Source organism: Clostridioides sp. ES-S-0108-01 (assembly GCF_020662285.1).
Lineage (GTDB): Bacteria > Bacillota > Clostridia > Peptostreptococcales > Peptostreptococcaceae > Clostridioides.
In genome coordinates this window covers 43452-58126 of sequence record NZ_JADGMN010000022.1, presented here as the reverse complement: position 1 = coordinate 58126, position 14675 = coordinate 43452, and the positions used below count along the sequence as shown (strand labels likewise).

The window sequence follows — 14675 nt, the reverse complement described above, 5'->3', positions numbered from 1 at the left end:
TGAGCCAGGATCAAACTCTCAAATAAAAGTTTATCAGGCTCAGATACTATTGTTATCAAAATATCTGGCTTTATGGTTTGTTTCTTGTTTATAAATTAACCTACTGTTTAATTTTCAAAGTTCATTTTGTTCTCTTTCGAGTACAGTAATAATAATATCACCTTTTAAATAACAAGTCAATACATTTTTTTAGTTTTTTTTACAATTTTTCTATTCTTTTGTAGAAAATAATCTTTTCTTGCTATATCTTCATATAAAATTAACAATTATTTTGTCTCCACTTTATTGTCTATTAGTTGTAAATTATAACTTCTAATAACTTCTATTAATAGTTCTGAATATATGCGATTTCCTTTTTTATCTTCTGCTGTACTATATCCTGCATTTTCTAATGCCTGAGCTTGACTAATATAATCTTTCGCCTCAAACAATCCATGTTTTCTATATCTTTTATTATTGACCAAAAACAAACTATGGTCTTTGACAGAATCCTGTAGTGAATTATACGACCTAAAACTCGCTACAACTTTTTCATTATAATGCTCTGAAGTTGAAATTTCCACACTTTTTCCTTTCCATGCTTTATCTGCTTTTATACCAAATAAATTATTACTCTGTTTTGTAAGTTTAGAATTTCCCCATCCAGACTCTAATATAGCTTGTCCAATTGTTATAGATGGTAATATTCCATAATCAATATATTCTCTTATGGCCGAGTCTTCTAATTTCTTTATAAATTTAATTTTTTCATCACTACTATTTAATTGTTTATCTCCAAGATATGTATACTCTAAATCCTTCATATACTTTCTTGCTCTACTTTTTTGTGAAGAGTTAAATCTCAATTCACTTAATACCTTATTAAACTTTTTTACCTTATACACTTTTTCGCCTTTATCATTTTTATCTTCTACTATAAACTTTTCCCCTATATCCAATGTATCTTTCTTTTTTATATTGCTTAAATCTTCATCATGAATTACCATATCTATAGCAAGTAAGGCCTTCCAACTTAATTGGACTTTTCCATCCCCTGCTTCATCAGCTACATCCATATAGTATTCAATTTTAGTACTTTTTAAATCTCTTACTTTGTATAATTCTTCAAAATATTTTGTTATATTAAAAATAGCAACTATACTTGCTACTATGAATACAGTAATAAAAATCTTTTTAAATAAAAGCTTTACTCTCTTTACACTTTTACTTTTACCTAAATTTTTTATTAATTTTCTAGCCATATTATTCCCCCTTAAAAATTGTATTCCTTATATTATCATAAATTTTATATCAAGTGGTTAATATTTTAATTTCTATCTAATATAAATTTCAAATTAAACAGACAAAACTTAATTTAAATATTTAGAGTTAAATTTTTTCATTATTATATCTACTATATATTTACTATCTCTTCCATCCCCATATGGATTAGATGCTTTACTCATCTGAACATAATTGACTTTATTTATCAATAAATTACTCACTGAATTATATATTCTTTTTTCATTAGTACCTACTAATTTAAGCGTCTTTGCTTCAATACCTTTTGTTCTTTCTGTTTTATCACGCAACACAAGAACTGGTTTACCTAACGACGGAGCTTCTTCCTGTATTCCCCCACTATCAGTCATTATCATATAAGATTTATTTAAAAAATTATGAAAATCAACTACTTCTAAAGGTTCTATAATATGAATTCTTTTAGGAGATTTCCCAAATACTTCATCAGCTATTAAAGGAGCTACTTTGATAGCTTCCGGTCTAGTCCCAAATACAGTCATAACCTTGACGTCATTCATTTATATCTCTCCTATTAATTTTTTTATTAGCTTAATTGCTTTCTCTTTACTATTATTATCTATTGACATAATATCAGAATTAATGGCATCTACATTTATAATTATAGGTACATTTACTGTATTCAATTCTAATTTATCTATATCCTTCATAACTTGATTTATTTCATAATCTACAGATAAATTGGCCGATTTAATCTTACCTTTATATTGATTATCTATTAGACTTCTATCTTTTAACTCAATACTTATAAAGTAAATTATAAATATAAAAATTAAAACCATTACTGAGATTAAAATATTTCTTTTTAATTTAAATTCGTTTATATATTTCTTCAAATTATATACCTCTTTTAAAATAATAAATTTATCACATTATCTTCTTTTGTACTTTTTTATATATAACATTGACAATATTATAGCTACAATTATAGTAATAAAAGAAATCATTAAAAATACTTTGGTTGTCTTATTTATACTGATATTCCAGTTTGAATCTTTTACTTCTTTCTTAGCTCTTACATTATAAGCTAAATCTTCTACCTCTCCATATTCATCAATTGTCAATGTATCTCCTTTTAAATCATTAGCTTTACTTTTATTCAACAAATAATCCATTCCCAAATATAAGTTTTTTTCATTTATTGAACTAATTACCATGATATTTTTTTGATTATTATAAGGTGATTTTATCAATTGAATCGCAGAAATATTTTTTCCATAATCATCAATAAAGCTTATTTTATCATTTGGTAAAAAGCTAGAGTAATTTTTATTGAACTTTATATTTAAATTATTATTTAATTTCTTTATAACAGAGCTATTATGTGGCACTCCAAAAACTATAATATTGGTATCCTCATACTTGTCATTAAACTCTTTTCCTCTAATTACATTTATCTTTCCATTATGTGAATTTATATTTGCACCTAAATTAGCACCTAGTCTAGACATCCAAGTCATAGCTTGTGAACCTGAATAGTCTGGCATTATCACAGTTAAATCATTAAACTCATCATCTCTAACAAATGGATATGGATAACTTTCAAAAGACAAAGATTCATTTTCTTTTACTGTAACTAAAGATTTTTCAAAGTCTAAATTGTCAGAATATCTTAAATTCAAGACAATCTTTGAACCATTATCTAGTACCTTACCCTTTGGTATTTTGATATCGAATAAAGCTTGTTGATTAAATTCTCCTTCCAACAAAAAATCCGAATATCCCAAGTCCTTTAATGTTAAATGACCTAAATTTAGTTCTTGTTCCCCATTGATTTTTATATTGGTGTCTTTGTTTACAAGTATTGATGATGATAGAACTTGATTAGAAAGTCTCTTTTCTATTAATAAATTTGATGCCTTTATTAAATCTTTTTCATTACTACCAATTACCAACATCATCTTCTTCTTATTATTGTATGGTGAATCTACCTGCTTGATTAGACAGTTTGAAGATAATAGAGTTTGTTCCTTTGTACTTAAAATATCCAAGATTTCTTCTGCTGTATTTTCAGGTTTACCAATATATATAATATTATCATCTGACCAATTTTTCATTTCTGAATATAATTTAACATCTAACTTTAAACTATCATTTTTTGTTATTTTTCCAAATTCTGAGGCTAAATTGAATACAGCTGTAGACTCTCCTCTAGTCATATTATCTGGTACTACCATAGTTGTATCTAATTTAAGATTATTTTCAATTTCTGCATATGGATATGGATATTCATTTATTGAAACAGTTAAACTTGAAACATCTCCATTTAATATTTGACTCTTACTAAAATTAAGATGTAATAAAACTTCTTCAATATCCCAATTTTTATTTACCTCAAAAAAAGTACTATTACTTCCTATAACACCATCAATAGTGATGTCTCTTTCAAATTTATAATTTTTAACTTTAGTCTCATCAGCCTTTACTTCGTCTATAAGTAATACATTTGAAAAAAACAATACTAAAGATATAATTGATATAATAAATTTTTTCATGTTAATTCCTCCTGTACATGAATCAAAATCTTTCTGTTTTATACCATTTAACTTCTCTTTTAAAATTATATCTTTTATATACTCTATCATTCCTTTTATAGCTACAAGCAACCACAATTGGGAGTATGTAAAATACATAAATTACCCATTATAATTGAAGATATTGGTATTGCTATTATTCACATATATGATATAAATTCAACATCCATATTGTGAGTAATATTGTTATATAAAATATAGTATGTATACATAAATATAATTATTGAACTTGTTATCAATCCTACTGCTGAGTTTGATAAATAAGTTAACATTATTATGAAAAAAATTATTGCTAGCATTATAAACACATTCAATTTATTTTCTGTTCTAATCGATAGTATTACTATTCCAACAATTAAAAATATAAAAATAAGCAAAGTCAATATTAATAAATCTATTTTTTTATTTATCCTATTCATTTTTTATAAATTTACACCTCCAATTATTCTATTAAATTGCCCATTTTTTCTAATTATTATTAAAGTCATTATTCAAATAAGTTTTTCACTTATCAAAAAACTAGTTAAATTACTTATGACTATAATTTAATAAAAAATAGTGTCTCAAAGCAAATTTTTTAGCTCATGAATCACTTTTTTTCTATGAAATCAAATATATTTTCATCATTCCAACAATACAAAAGAGGCTTATCTCAATTTTGAGACAGCCTCTTTACAGTTGTTATTATAAAAATAGTAATCAATTAAACTTATTGGACTTCAAATTGTTATGAAAATAGACTCAAAATAAAGATACAGCTAAACAAAAAATAAAACTGTTCAATAATTAGAAAATCAATTTCTAAAAAAGAACAGTTTTATTAAGTAAACTTACTTAAATCAACAAAACTCTATTTTGATTTTAGCTCTATCCAAGCCTTGTCATACAATTTTATATTTTGACCAATATCTTCAAAGGTTTCACATTTATTAAGTACTTCTTTAGATGGATATGCAACAGGATTCTCAGTTATTTCTGGGTCTAATAATTTTAGTGCTCCTGTATTAGGTGTTGAATATCCAATGTACTCAGCATTTACTTTTGCATTCTCTGGGTCTAATAAAAAGTTTATAAACAGCTCAGCTTCTTTCTTATTTTGTGCTGTTGTCGGCACACACATAGCATCTACCCATTTATTAGTACCTTCTTTAGGTATAACATAATCAAGGTCAGGATTTTGCTCCATTAATGTAACTGCATCTCCAGAATACAGCATACCCATTGCCACTTCTCCACCAAGCAATCTGTCTTTACCTTCATCATTTACATATGCTAATACCAAGTCTTTTTGCTTCATTAAAAGATTTTTCGCTTCATTTATTTCTTTTGGATTTACACTATTCATACTGTATCCTAATTTTTTAAGAGTTATTCCTATAGTATCTCTAACAGAGTCAAACATCATTATATTGCCCTTATACTTTGGATTCCAAAGTATATTCCAGCTATCTATAGACTCTTTAACTTCTTTTTTATTATACAATATTCCAAGAGTTCCCCACATATATGCAACACTATATTCATTAGTTTCATCGTATATAGGATTTAAAAAACTCTTATCTAAATACTTCATGTTAGGTATATTTTTAAAATCTAATTTTTCCAAAAGACCTTCATTTTTCATCTTCTCTACCATATAATCTGAAGGAAAGACTAAATCGTAGTGTGTACTACCACTTTTTACTTTTTGATACATCATTTCATTAGTATCATAAGTTGAATATTGAACATCTATTCCTGTTTCTTTTTCAAACTTATCTATAAGAGATTCATCTATATAATCTCCAACATTATATACATTTAAAACTTTTGTAGAATCAGTTGCTTTATTACATCCTGTAAATAAAGTAACTGTCATCATACCTACAGCTATAAGGGATATTACTTTTTTAAATTTAATCATTATTTAGTCCCCCTTACTATAGATTCTTTCTTATTAGCCAGTAAAAGTAACCCTAAAACTACTGCAAACATTATTGTTGATAATGCATTTATTTCAGGTTTTATACCTCTTCTAGCCATTCCATAGATTTCTATAGAAAGATTGCTTACACCATTTCCAGCATTAAAGAAACTTATTATAAAGTCATCTATTGACATAGTAAATGCGATTAAAAATCCAGAAACTATACCTGGCTTTATTTGTGGTAAAATTACTTTTCTAAGAGCATATATAGGTGTTGCACCTAAGTCCATAGCTGCATCTTCTATATTATCAGGTAATTGCTTCATTTTTGGTAAAACTGAAAGTATAACATATGGCAAACAAAACATTATATGTGCCAATAGCATTGTTGTAAATCCAAATTCCATTTTTACAAACACAAATAGACTCATAAGAGCTACTGCTGTAACTATCTCTGTATTTAAAATAGGAAGATAGTTTACGTTTAGTATTATTTTTTTACTCTTACCTCTCATCTTATGTATTCCTATGGCACTTATAGTTCCTACTATTGTAGATATTACAGATGCTAATATAGCTATTACAATAGTGTAATATAAAGCACTCATTATACTCTCATTTTGAAGTAATTGACCATACCACTTCCATGTAAATCCATTCCATCTTGCCATTGATTTTGAATCATTGAAAGAAAATAGTACCAAGGCAAATATGGGTGCATACAAAAATAAGAATACTAATGCTAAATATATATTAGAAGTTATTTTCTTTAATTTTAAAATAGTAACCCACCGCCTTCTTTGTCAGATTCATCTCCAAATTTTGACATTATAGACATAGATATTAATATTACTATCATCATAAATATCGATATAGCTGAGCCAAAGTTCCAATCTCCAACTACTGTAAATTGTTGTTCAATCAAATCTCCAACTAGCATTATTTTACCTCCACCTAACAGCCTTGATATTGCAAAAGTAGTGACTGCTGGCATAAATACCATAGTTATTCCAGACATTACACCTGGCAAACTCAAAGGAAATATAATTTTTCTAAACACTGTCATATTATTTGCACCCAAGTCATGAGCAGCATTTATCAAATCATTATCCATCTTTGATAGTGCAGTGTATATTGGAAGTACCATAAATGGTAAAAAGTTATATACCATACCTAAAAGTATAGCAACGTTAGTATATAAAATTGCCAATGGTTGTATTCCAAACCAACCTAAAAATGTATTTAAAAGTCCATTTTTTCCTAATATAGCAACCCATGCATATGTTCTTAAAAGAAAGTTCATCCACATAGGAAGAATAAATAATAATATTAACGAACCTCTTCTACTTACATGAGCTTTTGAAATTATATATGCCACTGGATAACCAACTACAAGGCATATCAATGTCGCTCCTCCTGCTAAAAGAATAGAACGCCCAAAAACTTTAATATATATAGGGTCGATTACTTCTTTATAATTCTCAAGTGTAAAGGCATAACCTCCACCTGATTCTTTTGTAAAACTGAAAAATACTACTAGTATTAAAGGAATTATTACAAATATCGCGCTCCAAATTACATATGGATATGCTAAGAAAGATTTTCTTTTCATCTTAGTTATTCTCTTTTCTCATTATATGGATGTCTTCTGGATATATGTCCATGCCTAGTTCTGTTCCAACCTCAGCATTTTTAGTATTATGAAGTATCCACAATCTTCCATTTTCATTCAACTCTATCTCGTAATGCACTCCTTTAAACACTGTAGATGTAACTTTCCCCTTTAACATACCTTCTTCTGGCTTTACCATTTTTATATCTTCTGGTCTTATTACTACTTCTATATTTTCGTTTTTTTCAAAGCCTTTATCAACACACTCAAAATCTCTATTACAGAAATTAACTTTATAATCTTCTATCATAATTCCATCAAATATATTACTTTCACCTATAAACTTAGCTACAAATGAATTTTTAGGTTCATTGTATATATCTTGAGGTGTTCCCATTTGTTGAATTTTGCCCTTGTACATTACAACAATAGTATCTGACATAGTAAGAGCCTCTTCTTGGTCATGAGTTACAAACACAAATGTTATTCCTAATTTTTTTTGAATTCTCTTTAATTCTATTTGCATTTCTTGTCTTAACTTTAAATCAAGTGCTCCAAGTGGTTCATCTAGTAACAATACTTTCGGTTCATTAACTAAAGCTCTTGCTATTGCAATTCTCTGTTGCTGTCCTCCACTTAATGAATCAACTTGTCGTCTTTCAAATCCTTCTAGTGCAACAAGTTTCAAAACCTCTTTTACTTTAGCATCTATTACATCTTTTGGAGTCTTTTTAATTTTTAGTCCAAAAGCTACATTTTCATACACATCCATATGTGGAAATAAAGCATATTTTTGGAATACTGTATTTACTTGTCTTTCATATGGTGGCAAATTGTTTATCTCTTTACCTTCAAATAAAACTTTACCATCATCAGCATACTCAAATCCTGCTATTATTTTTAATGTAGTAGTTTTTCCACATCCACTTGGTCCAAGTAAAGTTAAAAATTCATTTTTCTTTATATCTAAATTGAAATTATCTAAAACAGTAAGTTCCTCATAATGCTTAGATATATCCCTTAATTCTATTATATTTTCTACCAATTATTAAACACCTCTATTCTAAAATGATGGTGGCGTACTTACCCAAATCACTTTTGCTGTCGTTTTACCTTCGTTTGATATATAGTGATTTGCTCTTGGTCTAAAGTAAAAGCTTTCTCCCTTTTTTACCTTATTTTTCTTTTCGCCTATATGGACATATATCGAGCCTGCTAATACATATCCAAATTCTTCGCCTTCATGTGGCTTTTCTTCTTTATACTGTCCTCCTGGATACAATGTTATTATTATTGGCTCCATTTCATTTTTTTGTGAATTTGGAATTAACCACTTAAGTTTATATTTTAAATCTTCGTCTTCAGTTTCAAACATATCTTCTTTTGTAAAACTAATTCTTTCATCATCTATTTCATTAAAAAATTCCCTTAAATTTGTACCTAGTATTTCAAGTATATCTATAAGGGTAGCTATGGATGGTGATGTTAAGTTATTTTCTAATTGAGAAATAAATCCCTTTGACAGTTCACATCTATTGGCTAACTCCTCCTGGGTCAGTTGTTTTTCTGTTCTTAATCTTTTTATCTTTTCACCTATATCCATGTTGCACCTCCTAGTTTCTGTTTTATTTTACTAAACATTTTGTTTACTAAACATTGAGTTTAAAATTTCTAAACAACATAGGTAATTATATATAAAATTTGGATATAATACAAGAGTTTTTTTGACATTTTTTTATTTTTTTATTTAGAATAAATACAAGTATTTTAAAGGCTTTAGAAAATACACAGTTTAAAGGTGTTTATATTAATATTTATAAAGTTTAGTATCTCTAATTATAAATTAATTAATTCATTAAATACAGAATAAGGCTTCTATTACCTAAAAATATTGAACAAATAAAAAATTGCTAGAAATCTATATTTTATAGTACCTCTTATTGAGTTAAGTGATTTTCATAATTTATTATTGCCATTATTTCTATAACCTCCATAGCAAAAACTATAAAGAACTTTTAAATTGATGAATATTCCTCTGATAACAGAAAAAGAATGACTTTAAACTAGGCTTATGATAAAATATGGAAAATAGATAAATTAGAATTTTATGGGGGGAAATTTGTATGAATATAAAATTAAATAAATGGACTTTAAATGATAAGGAAAGCCTTATATCACTATGTAATTTAGTTGATAAAAAATATCTTTCAAATAGGATTCCATCCCCATATACAAAAGCTAGTGCTGACTGGTGGTTAAATATGGTACTTGAGCATGATGGAAAAGATGGAGTATTTCGTTCAATTACAGTTGACGAAAATATTATCGGCAATATTTCTATTGAACAAAAATCAGATGTTTATGAAAAAGATGCAGAAATTGGTTATCTACTTCTTACAAGTAGTTGGTCAAATGGAATTATGACAGAAGCGGTAAAGAAAATATGTGACATTGCTTTTTTAGAATTAGATATTATTCGTATCACTGGATTGGTTTATGAGCCAAACATTGCTTCTAGAAGAGTTTTAGAAAAGAACAATTTTTCATTAGAAGGCATTATGAAAAAAGCAGTTGTTAAAAATGATAAAATTTATAACCTTTGTATTTATGGATTAACTAAATAAGTTTCAGTTCAGAAATGAGATTTATGAAATAAAAAATAGTAAAACCAGGATATATTGGTATTTAACAAGATACAAAGAGGCAATACAAAAACTATATAAATTTTTACAAAAAATACTGCTAAGTAAGGATTTACTTAACAGTATCAATATTATTTGTGTATTATTCTATTTTGACTTTATAAATCTTCTTTGGTTTATCTTTGATACACCCACTAACATAATAGACATGATTATCATTGAAGCTCCACATTACAATTTACCATCAATATATATGGTGTTTCAGATATTGTTTTATTTGAAAAGAATATTAAAATCAATCCCATAATTACTGAACCCATAACAGCTAATGGAATCAAACCTGCTCCCAAAACTATTCCTGAACCCAATGACCAAAATAGAAATACTAAATCCATTGGGTCTTTAATTGCTGTTCTAAATCTTACTATAGATAAAGCACCAACCATACCTAGAGATAAAACTACGTTTGATGTAACTGCTAATATTACAAAAGTTGTAAGCATTGTAAGTGCTACAAGCGAAACATTAAATGGTCGAGAATACATAATTCCCATATATGTCTTTTTATAAACCATATATATAAACAAACCCACTAAAAATGCTGAACCTAGTGCTAAAGTACTATCTATAAATGAAAAACCTGATACGTTTTCTATAAAACTTGATTTAAAAATATCGTTAAATGTCATAATTAAAATCATCCTTCCTATTTTTTAATTTATTTGTTAATTTATTCTTTTTTTAGCTTTATTGATGTATTGATTAATATAAATCTTAGATTTTATTTTTAAATATACAATCTACTTGAAGCATACTTTGAAACTGCTGTAGAAGTAGTTTTATTAATTTGAATTAAATCCTTTATAAAATCTGGTATAAATTCATCGTATTTAACCTCTAATACAGTCATATTCTCATCAACTACTGAAACAGTTGGTAAATCTTTATTAAATAAATCTGTTGAATTTACAGAGGTTTTAATATCGCTATCAATTGTAACCCTAACATTTCCAACCGGATAAATAAAGGCTTCTCTATCGTAATCAACAATACTTTTTGCCTCCAACCTTTCACATTTTACTTTTAAATAAAATTCTCTTAATAAACAATTTGTCGATTCTTTTAGAAATTCAATGTCATTATTCAGTATCTTTATTACTTCTTTTTTTGTTAAACTAACTGATAACTTTGATGTCATATTATAATGCTTTATTTTTTTTTCCAACTTTATATAAGAAGGGTCATTGTTATAAAATCTTATTCTAAACTTTTCTCTCATTGCAACTCCATTTAACTTATCTAAAAGTGCTTTATCTTCAGGTGTATCAAAATACAAACTTCTGATAAGATATTTTCCATCTTTTGATGCGTTTCTATCTTTCTTCATTATTGGATAAAGTCTTGATTTTAAAGCTAGTACATCTGCTTCAGTTATTTTGTGTTTCATCTCAAATCTATAGTTTAACTTCTTATCCATTATTATCACCTCTCAATTCATTTAAATATGTTTGATTTATTTTATATTTAGAGTATACTTCACTTGACTTCGTTAAATCTCCGTAAAATAAGTGCATCTTTATGGCATATATGTGGCAAATAAGATTAGATTGAAAAAATAAATGTAAATTTATTTATCTAATTTTTAATAATATCTTATATCTTCATTTGAAAATTGAATTTTATATAGTATTAGATTCTGGATGGCTAACAAATAGTAGTTTTAGAAAGCAAAAAAAGATAATAAAACTTCACTCAACACTTGCAATCAATCTCCTTTTATATTATAATGCTATAAATTAAATCATAAAAAAATCGAAATATTTAAATTTATACTTCAATTATATTGAATGAAATGAGGTTAAATATGTATCTTAAATACCTACAAACTTTTAAAACCATAATAGAGGAAGGCAGTTTTTCTAAAGCAGCAAATAAGCTCAATTACACACAATCAACAATAACATTTCAAGTACAACAGCTAGAACAAGAACTATCTACACATTTATTTGAAAAAATAGGAAGAAAAATGGTTCTAACTAAAGCTGGTAAAAATCTAATACCTTATGTGGATGATGTTCTATGTTCTGTTGATAAAATGAAGAATTTTGGTACTGACTTATCTGAGTTACGTGGTGATTTGCATATAGCAATGGGAGAAAGTCTTATTTGTTATAAAATGCCTCCTATCTTAAAACAATTTCATGAAATGGCACCAAATGCCCGACTATTTCTTCGCTCAATGAATTGCTATGATATTAGAAATTCTTTGCTTGCAGGAAGCATTGATTTAGGGATATTTTATAAAGATATTGGAGGCTTAAGAAATTCTATTTCTACCTATACTGTTGGAGAATCACCTTTAACACTAGTTGCATCACCAAAAGTAAAAAAACAATTTCCTGATTTTATTACTCCAAACCAAGAATTAAATATTCCTTTCATAATAGATGAACCAGCATGCATTTTTAGACAGATGTTTGAATCATATTTAAATGAAAAGAATATTATTCTAGACCATACAATTGAACTTTGGAGTATACCTACTATTAAAAATTTAGTGAAAAATGATATGGGAATATCATATCTTCCTACGTTTGCAGTAGAAGATGATTTGAAGACAGGAGAACTATGTGCAATACATACAGAGTTAGACGGTAGGAGTATTGTTGCAGTATGTGGTCATCATAAAAATAAGTGGATTAGTCCCCTTATGCAATTATTTATTGATTTAGTTGTTGAAAATTAAAAATAGATAGATTTATTTAAAATAAGTATATTTATTTATTCGTTGCAACTCCATTTAATATATATGTAAAAATTTATAATTTGTTACTATACTATATTGTATCTTTTTAGGGAATACTTTCTATATTGAGATTTTTGTAAGAACAGTATTATTATTTCGTCATATATAGCTCATTAGTAAATAATTCCTAGCTTAATTTACGATACATAGAGTTATAAATTCTATTGATATGCAATTGATATTTAAATTGATAGATAGTAACCTATATTAGTAAACAATTAGAACAAATACAATTTCGGAGGTAAAATATGAAAAAAAAGATTATTATTGGAATAATCATATTTATTTCAATCCTTTTAATTTGTGTATATGCATACATCAAAAACGTTATTCCACCTGGAGAAGAATGGATTTCTTATCAAAATGATAAACTAATTAAATCTATAAATCAACAATTGAGTAAATTAGATATAGATAGTATAGTGGCTAATAAAGAAAAATATGTAGTTGAAAAGAGTATTGATGAAATCCAAAAATCAGTAGAAAATGGAATAATAACTTATGAGGAAATTACAGCAATATATCTTTATAGAATTAAAACGATAGACCAAACTAAACATGGATATAATTCTGTGGTAGAAGTAAATCCAGATGCAATTGCTGATGCCAGAAATATGGATTCAGAGAGATTAAAATTGTCTTCACAGGATAAAATAATACCTTCTCCACTTTTTGGTATTCCTGTCATGTTAAAGGATAATATTAATACCTCTAATATGCCAACAAGTGCAGGTACTGTTGCCTTTGCAGATTTTATTCCTAATGAAGATGCTAATTTAGTAAAAGATTTGAAAAAGCAAGGTGCTATTATATTGGGAAAAAATAATCTGTCTGAATTCGCAAATTATATTTCAGGAATAATGCCTAGCGGGTATAGTGGTAAAAAAGGTCAAACAGTTAATCCTTTTGGGCCTTTAAAAATCTCTCCATCTGGTTCCAGTAGTGGTAGTGCAGTTTCTGTTACTGCAAATATAGTTCCAATCTCCATAGGAACAGAAACAGATGGTTCCATTGTAGCTCCAGCATCAGCAAATTCAGTAGTGGGATTTAAACCATCCAGAGACAAAATATCTAATGATGGAATTATACCACTAGTCAAAAAAATTGATACAGCAGGTCCAATAGCAAAAACAGTACAAGATGTAGCAATTGCTTACAATGCGATTTCAAACGAAAATATATCATTGGAATTTGACAGTAAATTACTAAATGGTATGAAAATTGGATTATTAAGCTATGAGTATAATGATAAAAAGATTCTTAAAAATATAAAACAAGAATTAGAAAATATGAATGTCACTGTTGTTCCCATTAGTCTCAATGAAGAAGGCATTGGCATAATAAATACTATCAACTTATCCTTTAAAAAAGACTTTGAAGACTTCGCTAACAAGTATAATATGCCAATAAAAAAATTGAGTGACTTAATTAAATTTAATAATGCTGACTCCAAAAGAAGAATTAAATATGGTCAAGACTTATTGGAAGAAGCTAATAAAGTGGAAAAAAGTAACATGAATCAAATAGATGATTCAATCCAGAAATCAAAATCAGTCCTTAATAAAACTTTTAGAGAAAAGAACTTAGATGCTATTGTTTTTTTAAATAGTTCTGGTTCTACAATGGCATCAGCATCAGGATATCCTGAATTAAATGTACCATTTGGAGTAGATGGAAAGGGTACTCCTATTGGTGTTACGTTTATGACACTGTCTGGTGAGGATAAAAAGGTCTTAGATATTGGATATAGCTTTGAAAAAAATATTCAAGGAAGAGTGACTCCATAAAAGAGTTTTTTAAGAATCTAAATAGAGATAGTGAGGTTATTTTTAATTATTAAAACAATTCTTACTATCTCTATTTTTCTTATGATACA

At 27.1% G+C, this 14675-nt stretch carries 15 protein-coding genes; 3 read left to right on the top strand and 12 right to left on the bottom strand.

Annotation, left to right across the window (positions count from 1 at the left end):
* Positions 1-266: 266 nt before the first annotated feature.
* The 10 genes from IR152_RS16370 to IR152_RS16325 all read right to left on the bottom strand — a co-directional run bounded on the left by IR152_RS16370 (position 267) and on the right by IR152_RS16325 (position 8954).
* A complete protein-coding gene (locus tag IR152_RS16370) occupies positions 267-1241 on the bottom strand; it encodes a glycoside hydrolase family 73 protein (RefSeq protein ID WP_227452978.1) in 975 nt (324 codons plus the stop codon).
* 108 nt (positions 1242-1349) lie between these two features.
* On the bottom strand, positions 1350-1799 hold the full coding sequence (locus IR152_RS16365; RefSeq protein ID WP_413927518.1) for a UDP-N-acetylglucosamine 2-epimerase: 450 nt from the start codon (positions 1797-1799) through the stop codon (positions 1350-1352).
* On the bottom strand, positions 1800-2135 hold the full coding sequence (locus IR152_RS16360; RefSeq protein ID WP_227452977.1) for a hypothetical protein: 336 nt from the start codon (positions 2133-2135) through the stop codon (positions 1800-1802).
* A gap of 36 nt (positions 2136-2171) precedes the next feature.
* Positions 2172-3794, bottom strand: a complete 1623-nt coding sequence (locus IR152_RS16355; RefSeq protein WP_227452976.1) for a cellulose biosynthesis cyclic di-GMP-binding regulatory protein BcsB — start codon at positions 3792-3794, stop codon at positions 2172-2174.
* A gap of 179 nt (positions 3795-3973) precedes the next feature.
* Positions 3974-4252: a hypothetical protein gene (locus IR152_RS16350; protein WP_227452975.1), complete on the bottom strand. Its 279-nt coding sequence runs from the start codon at positions 4250-4252 to the stop codon at positions 3974-3976.
* Positions 4253-4683: 431 nt separating this feature from the next.
* Entirely contained in the window at positions 4684-5736 is a 1053-nt protein-coding gene (locus tag IR152_RS16345; protein WP_227452974.1) for an ABC transporter substrate-binding protein, read from the bottom strand.
* A complete protein-coding gene (locus tag IR152_RS16340; protein ID WP_227452973.1) occupies positions 5736-6410 on the bottom strand; it encodes an ABC transporter permease in 675 nt (224 codons plus the stop codon). The genes IR152_RS16345 and IR152_RS16340 overlap by 1 nt, the downstream gene beginning before the upstream one ends.
* 104 nt (positions 6411-6514) lie before the next feature.
* Complete coding sequence (locus tag IR152_RS16335) at positions 6515-7351, bottom strand: ABC transporter permease (protein ID WP_227452972.1); 837 nt, start codon at positions 7349-7351, stop codon at positions 6515-6517.
* Position 7352: 1 nt separating this feature from the next.
* Complete coding sequence (potA, locus tag IR152_RS16330) at positions 7353-8396, bottom strand: spermidine/putrescine ABC transporter ATP-binding protein (RefSeq protein ID WP_021383779.1); 1044 nt, start codon at positions 8394-8396, stop codon at positions 7353-7355.
* An 18-nt stretch (positions 8397-8414) separates the two neighbouring features.
* Positions 8415-8954: a helix-turn-helix domain-containing protein gene (locus IR152_RS16325; RefSeq protein WP_021383760.1), complete on the bottom strand. Its 540-nt coding sequence runs from the start codon at positions 8952-8954 to the stop codon at positions 8415-8417.
* A 520-nt stretch (positions 8955-9474) separates the two neighbouring features.
* On the opposite strand from IR152_RS16325, the gene IR152_RS16320 reads away from it, so the two are divergent.
* A complete protein-coding gene (locus IR152_RS16320) occupies positions 9475-9975 on the top strand; it encodes a GNAT family N-acetyltransferase (protein WP_227452971.1) in 501 nt (166 codons plus the stop codon).
* A 233-nt stretch (positions 9976-10208) separates the two neighbouring features.
* Here IR152_RS16320 and IR152_RS16315 read toward each other — a convergent pair whose 3' ends face one another.
* Together IR152_RS16315 and IR152_RS16310 are read right to left on the bottom strand one after the other, a co-directional pair.
* Complete coding sequence (locus IR152_RS16315; RefSeq protein ID WP_413927517.1) at positions 10209-10682, bottom strand: DUF4956 domain-containing protein; 474 nt, start codon at positions 10680-10682, stop codon at positions 10209-10211.
* A gap of 98 nt (positions 10683-10780) precedes the next feature.
* Complete coding sequence (locus tag IR152_RS16310) at positions 10781-11470, bottom strand: polyphosphate polymerase domain-containing protein (protein WP_227452970.1); 690 nt, start codon at positions 11468-11470, stop codon at positions 10781-10783.
* A 387-nt stretch (positions 11471-11857) separates the two neighbouring features.
* On the opposite strand from IR152_RS16310, the gene IR152_RS16305 reads away from it, so the two are divergent.
* Together IR152_RS16305 and IR152_RS16300 are read left to right on the top strand one after the other, a co-directional pair.
* Positions 11858-12739, top strand: a complete 882-nt coding sequence (locus IR152_RS16305; protein WP_227452969.1) for a LysR family transcriptional regulator — start codon at positions 11858-11860, stop codon at positions 12737-12739.
* A gap of 308 nt (positions 12740-13047) precedes the next feature.
* Positions 13048-14586, top strand: a complete 1539-nt coding sequence (locus IR152_RS16300) for an amidase family protein (RefSeq protein WP_227452968.1) — start codon at positions 13048-13050, stop codon at positions 14584-14586.
* Positions 14587-14675: the final 89 nt, after the last annotated feature.

Excerpts from the sequence above, each read along its gene's own strand:
- IR152_RS16370 (WP_227452978.1), bottom strand. The coding sequence starts at position 1,241 with ATGGCTAGAAAATTAATAAAAAATTTAGGTAAAAGTAAAAGTGTAAAG.
- IR152_RS16365 (WP_413927518.1), bottom strand. The coding sequence starts at position 1,799 with ATGAATGACGTCAAGGTTATGACTGTATTTGGGACTAGACCGGAAGCT.
- IR152_RS16355 (WP_227452976.1), bottom strand. The coding sequence starts at position 3,794 with ATGAAAAAATTTATTATATCAATTATATCTTTAGTATTGTTTTTTTCA.
- IR152_RS16350 (WP_227452975.1), bottom strand. The coding sequence starts at position 4,252 with ATGAATAGGATAAATAAAAAAATAGATTTATTAATATTGACTTTGCTT.
- IR152_RS16345 (WP_227452974.1), bottom strand. The coding sequence starts at position 5,736 with ATGATTAAATTTAAAAAAGTAATATCCCTTATAGCTGTAGGTATGATG.
- IR152_RS16340 (WP_227452973.1), bottom strand. The coding sequence starts at position 6,410 with ATGGCAAGATGGAATGGATTTACATGGAAGTGGTATGGTCAATTACTT.
- IR152_RS16335 (WP_227452972.1), bottom strand. The coding sequence starts at position 7,351 with ATGAAAAGAAAATCTTTCTTAGCATATCCATATGTAATTTGGAGCGCG.
- IR152_RS16325 (WP_021383760.1), bottom strand. The coding sequence starts at position 8,954 with ATGGATATAGGTGAAAAGATAAAAAGATTAAGAACAGAAAAACAACTG.
- IR152_RS16320 (WP_227452971.1), top strand. The coding sequence starts at position 9,475 with ATGAATATAAAATTAAATAAATGGACTTTAAATGATAAGGAAAGCCTT.
- IR152_RS16315 (WP_413927517.1), bottom strand. The coding sequence starts at position 10,682 with ATGACATTTAACGATATTTTTAAATCAAGTTTTATAGAAAACGTATCA.
- IR152_RS16310 (WP_227452970.1), bottom strand. The coding sequence starts at position 11,470 with ATGGATAAGAAGTTAAACTATAGATTTGAGATGAAACACAAAATAACT.
- IR152_RS16305 (WP_227452969.1), top strand. The coding sequence starts at position 11,858 with ATGTATCTTAAATACCTACAAACTTTTAAAACCATAATAGAGGAAGGC.
- IR152_RS16300 (WP_227452968.1), top strand. The coding sequence starts at position 13,048 with ATGAAAAAAAAGATTATTATTGGAATAATCATATTTATTTCAATCCTT.